18 protein-coding genes and 3 tRNA genes are annotated in these 18,495 nt (G+C 70.0%); 10 read left to right on the forward strand and 11 right to left on the reverse strand.

What is annotated here, in order from left to right:
* Positions 1–565 precede the first annotated feature (565 nt).
* Positions 566–641: transfer RNA gene (locus tag HGBR_RS10575), tRNA-His, on the reverse strand.
* A 277-nt stretch (positions 642–918) separates the two neighbouring features.
* Between HGBR_RS10575 and HGBR_RS17520 the strand changes: the two genes are divergently transcribed.
* From HGBR_RS17520 to HGBR_RS10595, 4 genes are all read left to right on the forward strand, one after another.
* Positions 919–2,625 (forward strand): hypothetical protein, encoded by a 1,707-nt coding sequence (locus HGBR_RS17520; RefSeq protein ID WP_051013402.1) that lies wholly within the window; start codon positions 919–921, stop codon positions 2,623–2,625.
* A 160-nt stretch (positions 2,626–2,785) separates the two neighbouring features.
* Positions 2,786–3,556: a hypothetical protein gene (locus tag HGBR_RS19920; RefSeq protein WP_026077517.1), complete on the forward strand. Its 771-nt coding sequence runs from the start codon at positions 2,786–2,788 to the stop codon at positions 3,554–3,556.
* Positions 3,557–3,698: 142 nt separating this feature from the next.
* A complete protein-coding gene (locus tag HGBR_RS10590) occupies positions 3,699–4,073 on the forward strand; it encodes a hypothetical protein (RefSeq protein ID WP_019159318.1) in 375 nt (124 codons plus the stop codon).
* Positions 4,070–4,639 (forward strand): isochorismatase family protein, encoded by a 570-nt coding sequence (locus HGBR_RS10595; RefSeq protein ID WP_019159319.1) that lies wholly within the window; start codon positions 4,070–4,072, stop codon positions 4,637–4,639. Before HGBR_RS10590 ends, HGBR_RS10595 begins: the two co-directional genes overlap by 4 nt.
* 39 nt (positions 4,640–4,678) lie before the next feature.
* Here the strand turns inward: HGBR_RS10595 and HGBR_RS20320 are convergent, their stop codons facing one another.
* Together HGBR_RS20320 and HGBR_RS10605 are read right to left on the reverse strand one after the other, a co-directional pair.
* Complete coding sequence (locus HGBR_RS20320) at positions 4,679–4,816, reverse strand: putative transporter small subunit (RefSeq protein WP_019159320.1); 138 nt, start codon at positions 4,814–4,816, stop codon at positions 4,679–4,681.
* On the reverse strand, positions 4,816–6,552 hold the full coding sequence (locus HGBR_RS10605) for a sodium:solute symporter family protein (protein ID WP_019159321.1): 1,737 nt from the start codon (positions 6,550–6,552) through the stop codon (positions 4,816–4,818). Before HGBR_RS10605 ends, HGBR_RS20320 begins: the two co-directional genes overlap by 1 nt.
* 708 nt (positions 6,553–7,260) lie before the next feature.
* Between HGBR_RS10605 and HGBR_RS10610 the strand changes: the two genes are divergently transcribed.
* Positions 7,261–7,333, forward strand: a tRNA-Lys gene (locus tag HGBR_RS10610).
* Between the two features lie 392 nt (positions 7,334–7,725).
* Here the strand turns inward: HGBR_RS10610 and HGBR_RS10615 are convergent.
* Together HGBR_RS10615 and HGBR_RS10620 are read right to left on the reverse strand one after the other, a co-directional pair.
* Positions 7,726–8,019: a co-chaperone GroES gene (locus tag HGBR_RS10615; RefSeq protein ID WP_051013415.1), complete on the reverse strand. Its 294-nt coding sequence runs from the start codon at positions 8,017–8,019 to the stop codon at positions 7,726–7,728.
* A gap of 67 nt (positions 8,020–8,086) precedes the next feature.
* On the reverse strand, positions 8,087–8,374 hold the full coding sequence (locus tag HGBR_RS10620) for a DUF3618 domain-containing protein (RefSeq protein WP_019159323.1): 288 nt from the start codon (positions 8,372–8,374) through the stop codon (positions 8,087–8,089).
* 133 nt (positions 8,375–8,507) lie between these two features.
* Between HGBR_RS10620 and bcp the strand changes: the two genes are divergently transcribed.
* Positions 8,508–8,978, forward strand: a complete 471-nt coding sequence (bcp, locus tag HGBR_RS10625; RefSeq protein ID WP_019159324.1) for a thioredoxin-dependent thiol peroxidase — start codon at positions 8,508–8,510, stop codon at positions 8,976–8,978.
* Between the two features lie 44 nt (positions 8,979–9,022).
* Positions 9,023–9,104: transfer RNA gene (locus HGBR_RS10630), tRNA-Leu, on the forward strand.
* Between the two features lie 105 nt (positions 9,105–9,209).
* On the opposite strand, the gene HGBR_RS10635 is transcribed toward HGBR_RS10630, so the two are convergent.
* A complete protein-coding gene (locus HGBR_RS10635) occupies positions 9,210–10,565 on the reverse strand; it encodes a class I SAM-dependent methyltransferase (protein WP_019159325.1) in 1,356 nt (451 codons plus the stop codon).
* A 67-nt stretch (positions 10,566–10,632) separates the two neighbouring features.
* Here HGBR_RS10635 and HGBR_RS10640 point away from each other — a divergent pair, with 67 nt between their 5' ends.
* Positions 10,633–11,028 (forward strand): universal stress protein, encoded by a 396-nt coding sequence (locus HGBR_RS10640; protein ID WP_019159326.1) that lies wholly within the window; start codon positions 10,633–10,635, stop codon positions 11,026–11,028.
* Between the two features lie 185 nt (positions 11,029–11,213).
* On the opposite strand, the gene sucD is transcribed toward HGBR_RS10640, so the two are convergent.
* Positions 11,214–12,113 carry a succinate--CoA ligase subunit alpha gene (gene sucD, locus HGBR_RS10645; RefSeq protein WP_019159327.1) on the reverse strand — a complete coding sequence of 300 codons (900 nt, stop codon included), beginning with the start codon at positions 12,111–12,113 and terminating at the stop codon, positions 11,214–11,216.
* 25 nt (positions 12,114–12,138) lie between these two features.
* A complete protein-coding gene (sucC, locus tag HGBR_RS10650) occupies positions 12,139–13,308 on the reverse strand; it encodes an ADP-forming succinate--CoA ligase subunit beta (RefSeq protein ID WP_019159328.1) in 1,170 nt (389 codons plus the stop codon).
* Positions 13,309–13,551: 243 nt separating this feature from the next.
* Between sucC and HGBR_RS21150 the strand changes: the two genes are divergently transcribed.
* Both HGBR_RS21150 and HGBR_RS17530 read left to right on the forward strand, forming a co-directional pair.
* Entirely contained in the window at positions 13,552–14,259 is a 708-nt protein-coding gene (locus HGBR_RS21150) for a MarR family winged helix-turn-helix transcriptional regulator (protein ID WP_019159329.1), read from the forward strand.
* Positions 14,260–14,317: 58 nt separating this feature from the next.
* Entirely contained in the window at positions 14,318–15,217 is a 900-nt protein-coding gene (locus HGBR_RS17530) for a hypothetical protein (protein ID WP_019159330.1), read from the forward strand.
* 182 nt (positions 15,218–15,399) lie between these two features.
* Here the strand turns inward: HGBR_RS17530 and HGBR_RS17535 are convergent, their stop codons facing one another.
* From HGBR_RS17535 to HGBR_RS10675, 3 genes are all read right to left on the reverse strand, one after another.
* Positions 15,400–15,759, reverse strand: a complete 360-nt coding sequence (locus tag HGBR_RS17535) for a hypothetical protein (RefSeq protein WP_019159331.1) — start codon at positions 15,757–15,759, stop codon at positions 15,400–15,402.
* Positions 15,760–16,014: 255 nt separating this feature from the next.
* The gene (locus HGBR_RS10670) at positions 16,015–17,175 is read right to left on the reverse strand and encodes an adenosine deaminase (protein WP_019159332.1); all 1,161 of its coding nucleotides are present in this window, start codon (positions 17,173–17,175) and stop codon (positions 16,015–16,017) included.
* A gap of 41 nt (positions 17,176–17,216) precedes the next feature.
* A complete protein-coding gene (locus HGBR_RS10675) occupies positions 17,217–18,494 on the reverse strand; it encodes a BMP family ABC transporter substrate-binding protein (RefSeq protein ID WP_019159333.1) in 1,278 nt (425 codons plus the stop codon).
* Position 18,495: the final 1 nt, after the last annotated feature.

An 18,495-nucleotide genomic window follows, 5' to 3' on the forward strand; every position in this document is an offset into this window, starting at 1 on the left:
TACTACGAGATGATCGAAGTGTCACCCGGCATGCGGCAAGACCTCGCCGGAAAGATCCACGCAGACTTCGACCTGCTCATGGCGAACGAGACGAAAGAACTCTCGCGACTCACAAGCGAGCGGGACCGGCTCGACGACGAACGGATGAAGCTTTTGCAGGCCCACTATGCGGGTGCGGTTCCGATCGACCTGTTAAAGCAGGAGCAAGATCGCATCGCGGATCAGATCGGAGACATTCAGCACCGAAGCGAAGCGCACCACGATGAGTATGCGTCAGCGAGAGCAAACCTCGATGACTCGCTCGGGCTACTTGCCAACATCGTCAGCGTGTACGAGCGTGCTGATGACGCAAACCGGCGACTGTGCAATCAGGCGTTCTTCCACAGGATCTTTATCGACGAAGACGGGGATGTCCGCGTCGAGTACGAGCGCCCCTTCGGTTCACTCTGCGATACCGAGGAGCAGATGAACGCTCCGAACTGGGCCGCTGAAGCGAAGAAGAAGGGAGAGGCTCAAACCGGACAAAGAGTGGTTACTCTTGTCGAGGGTTTGAACCTCTCCCATTTGGGGTGGCTAACGGGACTTGAACCCGCGGCCCCCGCGACCACAACGCGGTGCTCTACCAACTGAGCTATAGCCACCATCGTCGCCCGCGTGCAGGCAACGAGGAATAGTCTAGACTCTTCTTCATCCGTTCGCCACTCGGCGGACCATGCACCGCATCACACCTCGGATCACGGTGACCGCACAACCTGGTAACTATTCGGACTCAGTGCTCCCGCAGGGCTTTCGCCGCCGGAACCCCGTCCTAGACTGGGTCCCGCTGGTCGCCGGGCAGCCCCGTGCCGGCCCGGCCATCCCGCGCCTCACCCGCGGGGTCCACCCTCATCTCACCGGAGTCAGAAGGTCCCGACTGTCATGCAGCACGCGAGCATCACCGTGGCGCCTGATCGCAGCGCCCAGGTGACAGCCTCCGGCACGACCTCGGACCATCCGGACCTGGGGTCCGCTCTGGCTCAGCTGACGCAGACCGCCCGGGACTCGCACAGTCCCATCAAGGTCGCGATCGCGGACGACACGTCCCTGCGCGCGCTCACCATCTCCGACACCGGCGCGATCGCGCCCGCGGAGTCGCCCCTCTCCGACCCCCTTCCCTCACCCGACCTGCAGACGGTCCCCGTGAGTGCCCCGCAGGAACAGCAGGCCACCACCGCCGTGGCCGCCTCCCCCTATCCCCTTCCCTCACCGTCGCGGGAGGCCGGGTCGGACTCCTACCCGGTGGGCACCCCGTTCTCCGGACCGGCCGCGCCCCATAGCGGCGAGACCCCGCGGGTCTCCGACCCGCGCACGCCAGGACCGCAGCGGCCCGGGCGGCCGCACACGGCCTCGGCGTCGTCCTCCGGCGCGAGCACCGCGACGGGGGTGCGGAAGTCCTCGACCGCAGCGCGCAGACCCGCGTCCGCTCGGCGAACCGGCCCCCGCCTCACCGTCCCCAGCATCGTCCTCATCGCCCTGCTGGTCCTGGCCGGCGTCCTCTTCTTCCTGCCCTCCTACATCGGCAGCCCCACCCCGGAGACGTCCACCCCCACGGAGCAGACCCAGGCGCCCACGCGCTCGCCGCTCACCCTCGCGAACTCCACCACTCCGGTGCCCGGGTTCGCCTCGGAGGCCGCGTGGGAGGCCGCGGTGCCGGCCAACGCCTCGGTGACCGCGACCTCGCGCGGGGTGCTCATCGTCGACGGGGACGAGCTCTCGATCCTCAACGCGAAGACCGGCACCGTGCGCTACACGGACAGCCAGGCCGAGTCCATCACCTTCGCCGCGGACACCGTCATCGACGGCCGCAGGGCGCTCGTCTGGCAGTTCGGCACGACCGCCCGCGCACTGTTCGACGGCGACACGGAACCCGTCGAGTACGACCTGCCGGACAACGCCCGCCTGTCATCCGCAGGCACCGCCGTCCTCATCCGCGACGGCAACGCCCTCAGCACACTAGGCGCGGAGGAGCTCGAGCAGATCCCCACGCCCCCGCTGGGCTCCACCCCCATGGCGCTGGACGGCGAGGACCTCGTCAGCGCTCCCTTCGACGGTCCCGTCATCCACACGGACATCACGACCGGCGAGCAGTCGGAGGTCGAGCTTGAGAGCCCCGGCGACGGCCTGGAGGTCAAGGAGTGGAAGTCCGCCGGCCACGGACTGGCGATCAGCGTGTGGGGCGACCCCAGCGCCACGACCAGCAGCGGCCACCGTCTGCAGCTGGTCGTCCACAACCTGGAGGACGGGTCGGTCACCTCGATCAACGAGGTCTCCAGCGCGGATGTGGGCGAGGCCAGCTGGATCCGCGGGCAGGGCTTCCGGCTCGCCCAGATCGGTCCCTACCTCTACAGCATGGAGACCGGACTGCTGGTGCTGGACGGCACGGAGTCGGGGATGCAATTCGGTGAGCCCCGCGGAGACCTGGTGCCCGGCACGCTGCAGGGCAATCCCGTCATCGCCTCCGGCATGCTCACGGATGCGCCGGCCGCGTTCTCGACATCGGCGGATCTGCTGGCGGTGACGGAGGACGACCGGATCGCGATCACGCGGACCAGCGCGGACCGGATCACCGCGCATCCCGCTGAGTGATCTGACCGATCCGGCAGATCATGGGGCACGCCGCGGCGCGCCGGTGATGCGCGCGATGGCGGTGGATTAGTTCAATTTGACCACGGGATGATCGCGCGCAGAGCGCTCCCCTGCGTAGGATGGCCTGGTCACCCCCGGCTCCTCGCCACAGAAAGCCCCCGTGTTGCCCTCACCTCAGCTCGCTCGCCCGGTCGCCTCGGCCACCGTGACGCTCGCGCTCCTCGCCGCTCCGGCAGCCGTGGGCATCCCTGCGATCGCGCTGACCACGGACGCTCCGGTGCAGGTGGCCCCCACCGTGACACCGCAGCCGGACGCCTCCCCTACAACGTCGCCGGAGCCCACGGACGACCCCACTCCCTCGGAGACGGACGATCCGACGGAGGAACCCACACAGGAGCCCACGCGGGAACCCACGCCGTCGCCCTCCCCCTCGGAGGATGATGACGACCGCGACGACGGGTCCGATGACGGCGATTCCGGCGGCGACCGAGGCGACGGCGACAGCGATGGCGGCATCGACCGCCCCGACGACGGCCGCCAGGACGGCGGCGGTCAGGACGACGGCGGCCGTCGTGACGGCGGCTCCGACCGCCCCGGACGCGTCGACGACCCCTCGACCGGCAACGGACGTGAGGGCGGCCGCTCCAGTGGACCCGGCGGCGGCCACGACTGGGTGCCGCGCGCGGAGGGCCACCCCGACTACTCGGACCCGGTCCCCCAGCCGCCGGGCAGCCAGGGCGACGACTCGATCACCCCGGACGGCGGGGAGCCCACGCCCCCGGCCCCGGACGAGGTGGACGACCAGGCGACGCAGGCGCTCGAGTCCGATGAGGCCTCAGCGGGTTTCCCGTGGCCCATCGTCGCCCTCGTGGGCGTGGGTGCGGCCGCGATCGGATTCGTCCTCTTCATGGCGCGGCGCACGCGTCCCTGACCGGATCCCCACGGGACTCCCATCCGTGTGGCTGCCCGCCCTGACCGATCGTCCCGTACGGTGAGGGATGCAGGGGCCCGGACGGGCTCCCCATCGCACGTGTGCGGCCCGCGCGCCGCCCGATCCACAAGGGAGACCACCGATGACCGCACAAGGCACCTTCGTCTACGGCACCGACACCGCGAAGCCGCTGGCCCTGTCGTTCCCCGCGCACGAGGCCAAGTCGCTCGAGGAGGTCCTCTTCGAGGAGTTCGACGCCGGTCGCGGTGTGCGGGTGACCTTCCACGTCATCATCGGGAAGGCCTCGGGCTACCGGACGTTCTACCTGACCGCCGCGACGCCGCTGCACTTCGCGTACGTGGACCAGCAGGAGGTCGAGTCGGATCCGGAGCTGGTCGCACGCTTCCGGGCCGCGATCGCGGACAAGCGCGCACTCCACTTCCCCACGGAGCGGATGCCGAAGGACCCGGCCGACCAGGCCTCCGCGGAGCAGGCCCCCGCCGAGGACGCGGAATGACCGCGCGCACCGCACTCCTCATCGTCGATGTCCAGAACGACTTCACGGAGGGCGGTGCCCTGGGCGTGGACGGCGGTGCCGCAGTGGCGCGGGGCATCACTGCACTGCTGCACGACCGGGGCGACGCATACGACCTCGTCATCGCCTCCCGCGACTGGCACGATCCGGACAACGACAACGACGGCCACTTCGCACAGGGCGCACCGGACTTCGTGACGAACTGGCCCGTGCACTGCGTGGCGGACACGGACGGAGCGGCCTATCATCCCGCGTTGGAGACGACCGCCATCACCCATCACGTGAAGAAGGGGCAGGGCGCCCACGGCTACTCCGCCTTCGAGGGCGTGACCGATGACGGTGAGCGGTTGGCGGATCTGCTGGCCGGCGTCCAGCGGCTCGACGTCGCCGGCATCGCGACGGATCACTGCGTCCGCGCCTCCGGCCTGGACGCGGTCGCCGTCGTGGACCAGGTGCGCATCCTGAGCGATCTGGTCGCGGGCGTGGGCGAGGAGACGTCCCACGCAGCGCTGGAGGAACTGACAGCGCGGGGTGCCGTCATCGTGTGACGGCACCCCGCGCTGTGCGGGTGCGGTGCGCGACTGCGGTCAGACAATATCCTGACCGCTGTCGCGGGCCTCCTTCCACTCCTTGAAGAACGCCTGGCCGATGACGGCCATGACCACGGCCACGAGGGCCGGCCACACGAGGACGTACGCGGTGAGTGCGAGGGTCGAGATGCTCATCAGGAGTCCTTCCGGTCGTCAGTCGCTTCCGCGCCGTCGCGGGATGCACGGCTCAGGTGCAACGAGTCGTCCGCCGCTGACGGCTGCTGCGGGTCGTCGTCGGACTCGTCGAAGTCACCCGTCCGCTTCCGGATGAGGGAGAAGTCGAAGTCGTCCTTCTGCCGGAACGACATCGCGATGCACACGAGGGTGCTGACCGCGTAGGCGACGAGCGAGGCGCTGAGCGTCGCGTAGTCGTGCAGGAAGCCGATGACGAACGGAGCGGACACGAGGAACGCGACCGCCGCGACGATCCGCGCCACCCGGAGTCCGAAGAATCCGAACGACATGAGCCCCAGGACGACGGCGATGCCCACGGCGGACAGGATGTCCACCAGCAGTCCCACCGGGCCCACGAGCGGGATGAGCTCGAAGCGCACGGGGATGAAAGTGACCAGCGCGACGATGACGGACACCGTGAAAGCGCGGTTCGTGACCCTGCCCCAGTACAGGCTGGCGAGCACCGGGAACACGAGGGCACCCCAGAGCGCACCCACGAACACCAGCAGATCGAGGATGTTGAGCTGCAGGCTGGCGAACGCGACGGCGATCGCGGACGCGGCGACCATGGTCGCCCGGCCGACGAACAGCATCGTCGTGGGGTTCGCCTTCTCCTTGCCCGCGATGTTCTGGCCGTAGATGTCGGCCATCATGATCGAGGACAGCGCGGCCAGGTCCGAGTCCGAGGTGGACGACAGCGCGCCGATGATCATGATGAAGAACAGGGCCAGGAGGATGCCGGGCAGGTAGCTCGCGGCCATCTCCGGGATGATGTTGTTCACGTCGCCGCCGCTGGGCTCGAAGCCCAGGTAGAGCGCGAGGACGCCCAGCATGCCCACGCCGATCACCATCGCGCCGTATCCCACGGTCGCGGTGATGAAGGTGGGCTTGATGAGGTCCTCGCGGACGGCGAACAGGCGCTGCGCGATCGTCTGGTTGCCGATCGCGTAGGCAAGCACGGCGGCGATGTAGGGCGCGCCCTGTCCCAGGAAGGCCTCACTGGAGAAGAAGTTGCCCTGTGGCGGGGTGAGGTTGCCCGCGCCCGTTTCGAAGGCGGCCGGGAAGCCCGCCGCGAAGAAGATGAAGGGCACGATGACCGCGACCGCACCCAGCATCGCCATGACCTGGATGAAGTCGGTGAGCACCGAGGCACGGAAGCCGGACCAGAGCGTGTAGAGCAGGACGCCCGCGGCGACGATGACGACGCCCTGGATGAACGTGAAGGGGGAGAGCATCGAGATGAGGACGCCGCCCGCGATGTAGTTCGACATGAGGCTGATGACGCTGCCCACGACGTTGGAGCCCGCGAGCATGAGCTGGCTGGAGCGGCCGTGACGGGCGTGCATCACCTCCGCGATGCTGTGCGCGCGCGGGGCGACCGTGCGGATGCGGCGGCCGAAGGGGTAGATGAAGAGGATCATCAGCGCGCCCCAGAGCCCGTAGTGGATGGGGCCGGAGATCCCGTACTGGTATCCGGATGCCGCGGATGCGTACATCGAGGACGCCCAGATCCAGGTCGCGGTCATGCTCGCCGCGGAGACGCCGAAGCCGATCTTGTTGCCGGCGGTCATGTACTCGTCGGCGTTCTCCTTCTTCTTCCGGATGCCGCGTGAGATCCAGAACGTGCCGCCGTAGAACAGCACCAGCAGCAGAACAACAGTTACGGCGCCGAACTGCACCGTCGAGGAGTCATTCATGCGCCACCTCCCTCTTGACGTTGGGTGAGAATCTGCGCACCGAGCGGGTGGCACCCGCAGGTGCTCGGTCCTGCACGTCCCGTCCCGCGGGGGCGTGACTCCGCGGAAGGTATCGATGTGACGCGCGAAATGCCCCTGTGTCGATCGACCACGCCCTCTCATCCGTCGTCTCTGCTGCCACCGGTGCGACTCCCCCAGGGCAGGGGGCGTCGCAGGAGTGTGCGGGCACACTCCCGTCCCGGTCTCTCTGGTGCAAGGTCGGCGCCCCGGACGGGCGTGGCTCGACAGCGCGATGCGGCCTGGAGCACTCCGACGTGAGCCGCCGCGGGCACGTAGCGCCGCGACTGGCTTGAACCGAACTGTGAACCGGCTGGGAGCCAGCTCACAGTCCAACACAGTAACACGATGACCAGCGGACGCAACTCGAATGCACCTGCGGCACGTACGAGGGGACCTGCGGGGTCGCGAGGCGCGGCCGGTCAGAGCCGCGGCGCTCCATCCGTTCCATCCGTCAGGGCCGAGACGTGCAACCGCACCAATCCGACACGGCGCGCGGCTGCACGCGTCCGACACGGCGCGCGGGCACCCGCACGCGCAGTTGGACGACCCCGAGCGCGGCCGATCCCGTGAGCCTCGCCACTCTTCCAGATTCAGTGCCGTCTCGAGTTGGACCGAGGACGACGCGTGGGTATAGTTATCTCTCGTTGCGCACCTCTAGCTCAATTGGTAGAGCAACTGACTCTTAATCAGTGGGTTCCGGGTTCGAGTCCCGGGGGGTGTACAGAACACGAAGGCCCTTCATCTGCAGCTCGCAGATGAAGGGCCTTCGTCATGTGCGGTGCCGATCGGCCAGGGGAGCGCCGGGTCACGCCTGCAGATCATTGAGGTGTATGCAGAGACCCGAGATTTGCGGGCGGGAACTCGGGCCTCGGCATACACCTCTACGGGAGTTCTGGCGACTACGCGCACATCAACATGATGCGAGTGACAGCCCCCGGATTCTGTCATCCCGGATCCGCTATCGGAATGCTTCACCGTCGGGACAGTGCAATTGAGATCGGGATCCACGCAGTCCTGCACTGCGTGGATCCCGATCTCAATCGTCAGATCCCGATCTCAGAGGTGGAGTTCGGGCTCAAAGAGGCATCCCAGCCACCACCGCAGACCGCGATCTCACAGGTAGAGGCCGGTCGCCTCGTCCGTGTCGGACTCCGCGATCGCGTGGACGTCGCGCTCGCGCAGCAGGACGTACGCCGTGCCCTCGAGCTCGACCTCGGCCAGATCCTGGGGGTCGTAGAGGATGGAATCACCGATCTCCACCTGGCGCACCAGGGGTCCCGCGGCGGTCACCGCGCCCCACGCCAGCCGCTTGCCCACGGCCGCGGTCGCCGGGATGAGGATGCCGGCGGACGAGGTCCGCTCCCCCGGTTCCTTGCCGGGACGCACGAGGAGGCGGTCGTGCAGCATGCGGATGCGCACCTCGGGAGCAGAATCCTCCGCCCCCGAGGCCGCGGTCACCTCAGACGTTGAGCCGTCAGCCACGCCCGCCCCGGCTGGCGAAGAAGCCGATCGTCGCGACGGCCACCAGGAGACCGCCGCCCACCAGGGCGAGACGGTCCACCTTGGGCGAGCCCTGCTCGTCGATGACCAGCGAGCGCGCGGAATCCGCCGCACGCGCGGTCAGGGCCTTGGGGTGCAGACGACCCACGAGCTCGTCGATCCCCGCAGCCAGGCGCTGCTCGCGCAGGCGGATCGACTCGACGAGCTGGTCACGGGACGCGTTGTCGACGGTCACGTCCGAGGTGTACACGTTCGTGGACATGCGGTCACTTCCTCACAGGCGATGGTGTCTGGGCGCGTCTGGCGCCTTCACCTCCGAGCCTACCGCGTCCGCGCCTGCCAGTAGGGTGGGACGCGACCAGACACGCCCGCAGTGACGAGGAGACGACATCCCCATGACCCGCTTCGAACCCGGCGACGCCGCTCCGGACTTCACCCTGACGGACTCGACCGGCGCGCAGGTGAGCCTGTCGGACTACCGCGGGCAGCGCGTGGTCGTCTACTTCTACCCCGCCGCGATGACACCCGGCTGCACCACGCAGGCGTGCGACTTCCGTGATTCGCTGGACGCTCTGACGGCCCAGGGCATCGCCGTTCTGGGCATCTCCCCGGACACCCCGGACAAGCTCGCGACCTTCGTCGAGCGCGATGGCCTCACCTTCCCCCTCCTGTCCGACCCGGACAAGGAGGTCCTCAGGGCGTGGGGCGCCTTCGGCGAGAAGAAGAACTACGGCAAGGTCGTCCAGGGCGTCATCCGCTCGACGGTGGTCGTCGATGCAGAGGGCGTCGTGGAGCTCGCGATGTACAACGTCAAGGCGACCGGCCACGTCGCGCGCCTGCGGAAGGCCCTCAAGATCGACGACTGAGGCCACGACCCGCGCCCCAGTCGCTGTAGACTCGACCGCTGAGCGCGCGTGTGGCGGAATTGGTAGACGCGCTGGATTTAGGTTCCAGTGTCTGCGGACGTGGGAGTTCGAGTCTCCCCACGCGCACCGGCAAGTTCCGGAGGGCCCCGTTCTGCGGGGCTCTCCGTCGTCTCACCGCGGCTGCGCGCCGGCCCGGCTCACCGGCCCGTGCCGGTCACCCCCGCGTGCGGGTCACCCCCGCGTGCCGGTCAGCACCGTGAAGCGGCGGTCGCGCGCCCACTGCTCGACGTCGTCCAGGACCCGTTCCAGATGCGACCGGTACCGCAGGTGCGAGTTGTGCACCAGCACCAGCCGACCGCCCGGGGCCAGCAGCCGCGCCGCGGACTCGATGAGCGCGTGCGCCGTAGCCGTCGTGACGGTGTGCCCCTCATGGAACGGCGGGTTGAGCGTCACGAGGTCGAAAGTGCCCTCCTCCACGACCGCACCGTCCGGCCCCGACCACGGCAGCGGTGCCGTGCCGTCCGCGTGCACAGCGACCACCCTCCGGTCGGGATCCTCCCGCACCCCCGGCGAATTCCCGACGGTCACCTCCGTCGAGTCCACCGCCGCCCGCACGTCGTCCACGCCCCACAGCTCCGCGCCCGGGATCAGGGTCCCCAGCGCCGCCAGCAGCCACCCGTTGCCGCACCCCAGATCCAGCACGGACCGCATCCCCGCAGCCGAGGCCGTCCACCGATGCGCGATCGCCTGCACCATCAGCTGAGCTCCGGCGTCCGCGGTCGTGCCGCCGAAGGTGCCCGGCCACGCAGTGACGGACAGATCCGGCACGCCTGACGCCGGTGATGCGGCCGTCGAGAACGAGAAGCCGTCCTCGTCCCTGACCTCCTCATCGAGCGGTTCCACTCCGATGAGCAGCCGCGACTTCCGGACCCCCGGCGACACGTGCACCTGACGGAACGACTCCCTCAGCACACTGCCCAGGCGCGGACTCAGATGCTTGTCACGGCCGGCGACCACGACCTCGGCGGCGGTACCGGCACCGTCCTGCAGCAGCTGCCGGACGACGGCCACCTGCTTGGGTGCCTCCACGACGACGCGGACCCCGCTGGGCGACGACCCGGCCGTCTCCTCCATCCCACCGCCCGCAGGCGCTGCCTCAGTCCCGGCAGCGCTGCGGAACGCGGCTGCGAGCGCGTCCGCGCGGGTCTCGTGCAGCACGACCGCCTCCCACGCGTCCGCGGGCAGGTGGCCGACCGCCATCCGGACCGCTCGTGCGGCCTGCGCGGAATCGTTCCACGCGTGCACCTGCGGCGCTCCCGCCAGTGCGGCGACGAGTACGAGCGCACCCGTGGGGTCGTCGAGGACGACGGTGACGGGCTGAGGAGCAGCGTCGTCGGCAGGTACGGCCAGCGCCCTGCCGGACACGTCCAGGACTCCGTGGGCGCGGCCCAGCAGGTACTCCTCGACGAGTCGGGCCGTGGGGTGTCCCTGCGGCCAGTCGGGATCGAAGCGGGCGAGGACGGCGTCGGCCTCCTCCAGCGACCTCGACACGGCGGTCGCGGGTTCCGGCAGCAGAGACGAAGGCATGACCCGGAGTCTACGGGCTTATAGGCTGGTGACAGGTCTCATCGTCACGCATGCAGAGGAGCACGCCATGACCATTCTCGTGGGTTACACCCCCACCTCCGCCGGCCGCGCCGCCGTCGACTTCGCCATCGAGGAGGCCACCGTCCGCAACACGGATCTGCTGGTCATCAACGCAGGGATCGGCGAGCAGAAGGACGAGGCGGGCGTCGCGGGCGACAAGCAGATGGAGGCGCTGCGGGCCGCACTCACGGAGTCCGGAGTCCAGTTCTCCCTCGTCCAGCATCTGCGCGGCAACGACGCCGCAGAGGAGCTGCTGGCGGTCGCGGAGGACAACCAGAACATCACGATGATCGTCATCGGCTCGCGCCGCCGCTCGCCGGTGGGCAAGCTCATCATGGGGTCGACCGGCCAGCGCATCATCCTGGGTGCAAACGTGCCCGTCGTCGCGGTCAAGGGCAGCTGACGCGGCACCGGGTCACGGGCGGCTGACGCGGGCGCATCACGCTCGGACCCGCACGACGGCCCCACGACCGCCCGACGCCGAACACGCTGGAGGCCCGCGGAGCACATTCTGTGCTCCGCGGGCCTCCAGTTGTCCGACCCGCAGGCGCGGATCAGGGCTCAGCGCATGTCAGCGCTCTGCGGATCTCAGGCGTCCAGCAGCTCGCGCAGCAGCTGCGCGGTCTCCGTGGGGGTCTTGCCCACCTTGACGCCGGCGGCCTCGAGGGCCTCCTTCTTGGCCTGCGCGGTGCCGGAGGAACCGGACACGATCGCACCGGCGTGGCCCATCGTCTTGCCCTCGGGGGCGGTGAAGCCCGCGACGTAGCCGGCGACCGGCTTCGTGACGTTCTTCTTGATGAACTCCGCCGCACGCTCCTCGGCGTCGCCGCCGATCTCGCCGATCATGACGATCGCCTCGGTCTCCGGGTCCGCCTCGAACGCCTCGAGGGCGTCGATGTGCGTCGTGCCGATGACGGGGTCGCCGCCGATGCCGATCGCGGTGGAGAAGCCCAGGTCCCGCAGCTCGTACATCATCTGGTAGGTCAGCGTGCCGGACTTCGACACGAGGCCGATCGTGCCGGCCTTCGTGATGTTCGCGGGGATGATGCCCGCCAGCGCCTGGCCGGGGGTGATGATGCCCGGGCAGTTGGGGCCGATGATCCGGGTCTTGTTGCCCAGCTCCTGGGCGTGCGCCCACACAGCCGCCGAGTCCTGGACCGGGATGCCCTCCGTGATGATGACGAGCATGCCGATGCCCGCATCGATCGCCTCGAACGCCGCGTCCTTGGAGAACGCCGGCGGCACGAACGCGACGGACACGTCTGCGCCGGTCTTCTCCATGGCCTCGGAGACGGAGCCGAACACGGGCAGCTCGACGGCCTCGCCGTTCGCGTCCGTGTGGGAGACGGTCGTGCCCGCCTTGCGCGCGTTGACACCGCCCACCACGTTCGACCCGGCCGCCAGCATGCGGGCCGTGTGCTTGGTGCCCTCACCGCCCGTGATGCCCTGGACGATGATCTTGGAATCCTTCGTGAGGAAGATCGCCATTTTTCTAGTCAGTCCTTTCGAGGGCTCAGCGGCCGGCCGCGAGCTGGGCGGCCTTGTCGGCTCCGCCGTCCATGGTGTCGATCTGCGTGACGAGCGGGTGGTTCGCCTCATCGAGGATGCGGCGCCCCTCCTCCACGTTGTTGCCGTCCAGGCGGACGACCAGGGGCTTGGTCGCGGAGTCGCCCAGGATCTCCAGCGCCTTCACGATGCCGTCGGCCACCGCGTCGCACGCGGTGATGCCGCCGAACACGTTGACGAACACGCTCTTGACCTGGTCGTCGCCCAGGATGACGTCGAGGCCGTTGGCCATGACCTCCGCCGAGGCGCCGCCGCCGATGTCCAGGAAGTTCGCGGGCTTCACGCCGCCGTGATTCTCACCGGCGTACGCGACGACGTCCAGCGTGGACATGACGAGTCCCGCGCCGTTGCCGATGATGCCGACCTCGCCGTCCAGCTTCACGTAGTTGAGGTCCAGCTTCTTCGCCTTGAGCTCCAGCGGGTCCTCCGCGTCGATGTCGCGCAGCGCCTCGTGGTTCTCGTGGCGGAACTCCGCGTTCTCGTCCAGGGAGACCTTGCCGTCCAGCGCGACGATGTCGCCGGCACCGGTCTTGACGAGCGGGTTGACCTCGACGAGCGTCGCGTCCTCGCCCTGGAAGACGTCCCAGAGCTTCACGAGGACGGGGATCAGCTTGTCCGTCGTCTCCGCGTCGAAGCCTGCGGTCTCCGCGATCTCGCGGGCCTTCGCCTCGTCGATGCCGGTGATCGCGTTGACCGGGACCTTCGCCAGCGCTTCGGGGCGCTCGACCGCGAGCTCCTCGATGTCCATGCCGCCCTCCTTCGAGCACATGGCGAGGTAGGTGCGATTCGCGCGGTCCAGCAGGATGGAGAAGTAGTACTCCTCCGCGATGTCCGCGCCCTCGGCGATCATGACGCGCTTGGTGACGTGGCCCTTGATGTCCAGGCCCAGGATCTCCTCTGCGCGCTGAGCGGCCTCATCGGGGTTGTGGGCCAGCTTGACGCCGCCGGCCTTGCCACGGCCGCCGATCTTGACCTGGGACTTCACGACGACGGTGCCGCCGCCCAGGGCCTCAGCGCCCTTCTTCGCCTCTTCCGGGGTGTCTGCGACCTCTGCACGGAGCACGGGCACACCGTGCTCCTCGAACAGGTCACGGGCCTGATACTCGAAAAGATCCACGTATCTTCCTTCGTGTGTTGTGTCACCGACAGCCGTCGCGATCCAGCGACCGCTCCGGCTTCCGTCTGCGGTTTGGCTTTCAGGAAACTCAACCACCCGTCAGTCTAGACCCGTTGCGGTGGCCATGACCGGGGTCGCGATGTGGGCCTCGCGACAGCCGTGTCCCGCAGGTTCCCGCCGAATCCGCGGAACGCGCAAGTCGCTTCGGCACAAAGAATCTTGACTTCAAGCTATCCTTGCTCCATGGAAGAGGCACCGGATGAGGTCGACCGGATCGTCGCCGCGTGGCGCGACGTCCGTCCCGATCTCGATGTCGCGCCCATGCAGATCCTCTCCCGCGTCACCCGCCTGTCGCGCCAGCTGGACCGCAAGCGGAAAGCCGTCTTCGCCTCCCACGGCCTGGAGATCTGGGCCTTCGACGTCCTGTCCTCCCTGCGCCGGGCCGGGGACCCCTATCAGATGTCGCCGTCCGCGCTCACGGTCGAGCTGCTCGTCACCTCCGGCACGATGACGAACCGGATCGACCGCCTCGTCACGGCCGGCTGGGTCTCGCGCCAGCGCGATCCCGCCGACCGCCGCGGCATCCTCGTGAGCCTCACGGAGGAGGGCCGGCAGAAGGTCGACGACGCGCTGGCGGACTTCCTCCACCTCGAGGCCCAGATGCTGCGTGCACTCGACGACGCCGAGTGCACGACCCTCACCGATTCTCTGCGGCACCTGGTCGCCAGCGTCGAGTCCGTCGATCCGTTCGAGACCGACGACTCCCCGATCGAAGACACCTCCGCCGAGGCCGGGGAGACATCCGCTCTCCACCCGGCTCGCACTGTCGCAGGCATAGACGGCTCCGGGTCCTCCACGCCCCTTCAGGAAGATCCGGCCGTGGACGAACCGGTCGCAGCTCCCGCCGCATCGGCCGCCGCGCGCGGCTCGGATCTGCTCGATTCCGCCTGAGCGCACGTACACTGGCGAGCACCGTCCTCTCTTCCCCCACTCGGAGGATCACTCGACCATGCGCACCCCCACCGGCTCCAGCCCCACGGCCCTGAACCGCACCAGTGCACTCCCTGCCCGCTATCGGTCCCCGCGCAGCGCTGGACTGTCACTCGCCGCCGTGCTGGGCACCGTCGCCCTCACCGCCGGCTGCCAGGTGGCCGAGGGCGAGCGCCCCGTCGAGACCCCGTCCGTCTCCGCCGAGGACGTCACCGCCGTCCCCACCCCCTCCGACCTGGACGTCGTTCCGGTCATCGACGTGAGTGCGGGTGGGCCCCAGGACACGGACGCCGTGTGGCAGGGCCTCGCCGCGGCCGCGGAAGCGGGTCAGAACGCGTACGTGCACGCGTGGATCCACACCTACCAGGAGGTGCCGGAGGAGGGCGAGGTCTCCCTCACGCCCGACACCCCGGACAGCGTGACGCTCACCGTCGACGACGCCTCCGCGGTCACGGCCGGCGAGGAGGGCTTCTTCCTCATCGACGCGACCGTGGGCGTCGAGCAGCTGGGCGACTCCGCCTTCGTCCTCACCGTCGAGGACACGGAGACCCGGTCGGAGCTGCTGCCCAAGGGCCCGGACGACGAGGCCCGCTGCACGGCGTCGGACGGGAACGAGCGCATCCAGGCGGCCTCGCAGGTCCTCGCGGACGTCCTCCGCGAGGACGATGCGGAGCAGCGTGAGCAGCTGCGGCTCCAGTGGGGCGCCTCCCCCGCTGTCTGGTGGGGCATCCAGCGCACCGCGATCTCACTCGTCGACACCGACGGGGACACCGCCGGCGACTTCCTCCTCGAGGCGTGCACCCCGTTCCTGGACGGCGAGGCCCCAGCGGACGAGGACGACGACGAGGCGAGCGACGACGCCGGTGGCGACAGCACGGGCGACGAAGACGCTTCCCTGGGCGACAGCGCGGACAGCTGACCCACCACCCGCACTCCCACCCACTCACAGAACGCGACACGCCGGGTGAGTGTCCGAGACACCTAGGCGAAACCATGTGTGTCGAACACTCACCCGGCGTGTCGCGATGGGTGGGAAGGGTGGGGGCCGCCGGAGCGTTCAGCCCCCGGTGTGTCGCGTTCGGAGGGGGCGGAGGAGGGGGATCACCACCGCTTGGGGGGCGGAGCCGGTGCGGACGGATGCGCCTCGTGGTACGCGATCGCGTCCTCGAACGCGTAGAGCACGCGGGGCTGGAAGATCGCGTAGAGGAACACGACCGCCGGCACGATCGCGGCCAGACCCAGCAGGGGCCCCGCCTGGAACGTCGAGACGCCGAACAGCGCCTGCAGCACCTGCCACGCGATCGCGGCGGGACGCGCCCACCGGTGCATGACCCACAGCGACCGCGTCACGGCGATCATGCCCACGCCCAGGATCGCGAACATGACGCCCAGCGCCAGCAGCGAGGTCCCCAGCTGTCCCCCGGTCACCGCCAGCACGATGCACGCCCCGGCGACGGCCACGAGCGCCAGCGCCTCGAGCGCGACGACCGCGATCGCGACGTAGAGGTGACCGGGTCGCGGCGGCAGCGCTTCCGGGGCCGCCGCAGTGGGGCGGCTTCGTCCGCGGGCGGCTCCCCGCCCTCCGGACCCACGGCATTCACGGGCCGCTCCTCGACCCCTGGACCCACGGCGTCCGCGGGCGCCTCCGAGTCCTGCGGCACCCGCGGCTTCGGCTTCCCGGACCCCTTCTTCCGCTTCCTGCTCAAGGATCCCCCGTCAGAGGCTGGCCCGTGCGAAGCCGGGCACCAGCTGCTCATCGATGATCGCCTCGCGCACGCCGTACGGCAGGAACGCGGAGCCCAGCGCCGTCACGGTCACCCACTCCAGGTCGTCGAGCGTCCAGTTCGCGTGGTCGACCAGCAGGCGCATCTCACGGGACACGCTCGTGGCGGACATGAGGCGGTTGTCCGGGTTGACGGTCACCGCGAAGCCCAACTCCTTGAGCCGCGTGATGGGGTGCTCCGCGATCGAGGCCGCCGCCGCGGTCTGCAGGTTGGACGAGGGGCACAGCTCCAGCGGCACCTGGTGGTCCAGGATCCACTCCGCCAGGCGGCCCATGTCCGGTGCGGTCTCCATCCCGTCGCCGTCGACGTCGCCCATGACGCCGTCGACCGCGGCGGCCTGCGCCCACCCGGGGATGTCCTCCGTGATGCGCGCACCGTGACCGATCCGCTGGGCGTGGCACACGAGCAGCGCCTCGTGGATCGAGTCGACCCCGTCCGCCTCACCGGCGTGGATCGTGACGGGGAACCCGGCCCGGTGCAGCAGGTCGAACGCCTCGAGGTGCGCGGCCGGCGGGAATCCCTTCTCCGGTCCTGCGATGTCGAAGCCCACGGCCCCGGCGTCGCGGTGGCGCAGCGCCAGCTGCGCGATCTCCGTCGACCGGTCCGCCTGCCGCATCGCGGTGATGAGCTGCCCGGCGCGGATCGATCGGCCGGCCTCCGCGGCGATCCGGGTGCCCTCCTCGATCCCGGCCTGCACGGCCTCGACCGCCTGGTCGAGGGTCAGCCCGTTCCGCAGGTGCTGCTCGGGCGCCCAGCGCGCCTCCGCGACGACGACGCCGTCGGCCACCTGGTCGAGCACCCATTCGCGGGCGACGCGGGTGAGCGCGGGCGCGGTCTGCATGACCGCGAGCGTCTGGTCGAATGTCTCGAGGTAGCGCGGCAGGTCACCGGAGTCCGCGGACTCGGAGAACCACGCGCGCAGCTCTTCCGGGTCCGTGGAGGGCGGGGTATGCCCGGCCTCGGCCGCCAGCTCGATGATCGTCGCGGGCCGCAGCCCGCCGTCCAGGTGATCGTGCAGCGACACCTTGGGCAGGTTGAGGATGGGGTCGTCGGCGTCGACTCCCGCAGGAGTCGGAAACAGTTCGTGGTCCACGGGCCCAGCCTACCGGAGCAGCCCGGCGGCGCCCGGCGGCGTCACGAGGCCTCCGCGTCCTCCTCCTCGAGCAGGTCGCGCCCGTCCGAGACCGCCCGCCCCAGCCCCGTCAGCGGGCTCAGGACACCGTCGCTCACGACCAGCTCCACACCGCCGTTGTCCAGGTCCCCCACGGCCCGCCGGCTGCGGACCTCGAGGCCGCCCACGACCTCGGGCATCGCCCCCTGCGCGTCGTCGACCGGCTCCCCGTCGACCTCCAGCAGAGCGTCCGGGTCGCCTCCCGTGCCCGGCCAGCCGGTCAGCACCGCCCGCATCGCGGTCCCCACCTGGGGCACGATCGAGGCGATGACCTGCTTGCGCACGGGCGTCGGCAGGCTCTTCGACCCGTCCGACCCGGTCCAGATGAGGTAGGGCAGCTCGGACTCCTCCGCCGAGGCCCCGGTCCCCTCCGCGTCGCCGTCACCGGCGGTGCCGGCCGCGTCCGCACCCGCGGGGGCGCTGTCGGAGCCGGAGTCGGCGGCCTCGTCCTCCTCGCCCGCCTCGTCCTGCTCCTGTGCGAGCGCGCTCAGGTGCTCGACGACGCCCTGTGGGGAGGCGGAGCCGAAGGGCACCAGCACGTCCGCGCCGTCCGCCGTCGCGTCCTCCGCCCAGTCACGGCCGTCCGCGCTCGTGTCCTCGACGGTGCGCGCCTCGACCATCCCCTGCTGCACGACGCGCACGTCGAGGTCGTTCTCGTCGTCCGCCTCCTGCGCCGCGACCACGCCCTCGTCGAACGCCGCCAGCAGAGTGTCGCCGTCTGCCTGCCCGGTCGAGACGGACACCGCGACGACGCCGGTCGTCGTCGCATGCGCCGCCGCGTAGCCCGCGAGGAACGCGGAGTCGCGCAGGTCGAAGTCGACGGACAGGACGTTGTCCGGCTGATCCGCGCCGATGCCCGCGCCCACGGCCAGGAACGCGCGGTCCGGGACCTCCTGCGCCACCTGCGACAGCGCGCCGGCGCCGCCCGGTCCCACGAGGAGCGTGAGCGTGCACCCGTCCGCGGCGAACCGTTCGAGGGCCGCCTGGGTCTGCGCGGGCGTGCTCACCCGCTGCGTGCTGGTCGTGTCGACCAGCCCCTGGCGGACGGCACCGCGCACCTGCTCCAGCACCGCCGCGCCCACGCCCGCGTCCTCGAAGCCGGACGGCGCGGACACCGCGCACGCGGAGGTCCGCACGATGCTGGCGGGCTCCTCACCGCTGTCGCCGCACCCCGCCAGCAGGGCGGACACCGCGAGCACGGCGCCCACGGTGCGCGGAGCACTGCGAGGTGAGGGGCCCATG

It is taken from the genome of Brevibacterium senegalense (assembly GCF_000285835.1).
In the GTDB taxonomy this organism is placed as follows: Bacteria; Actinomycetota; Actinomycetes; order Actinomycetales; family Brevibacteriaceae; genus Brevibacterium; species Brevibacterium senegalense.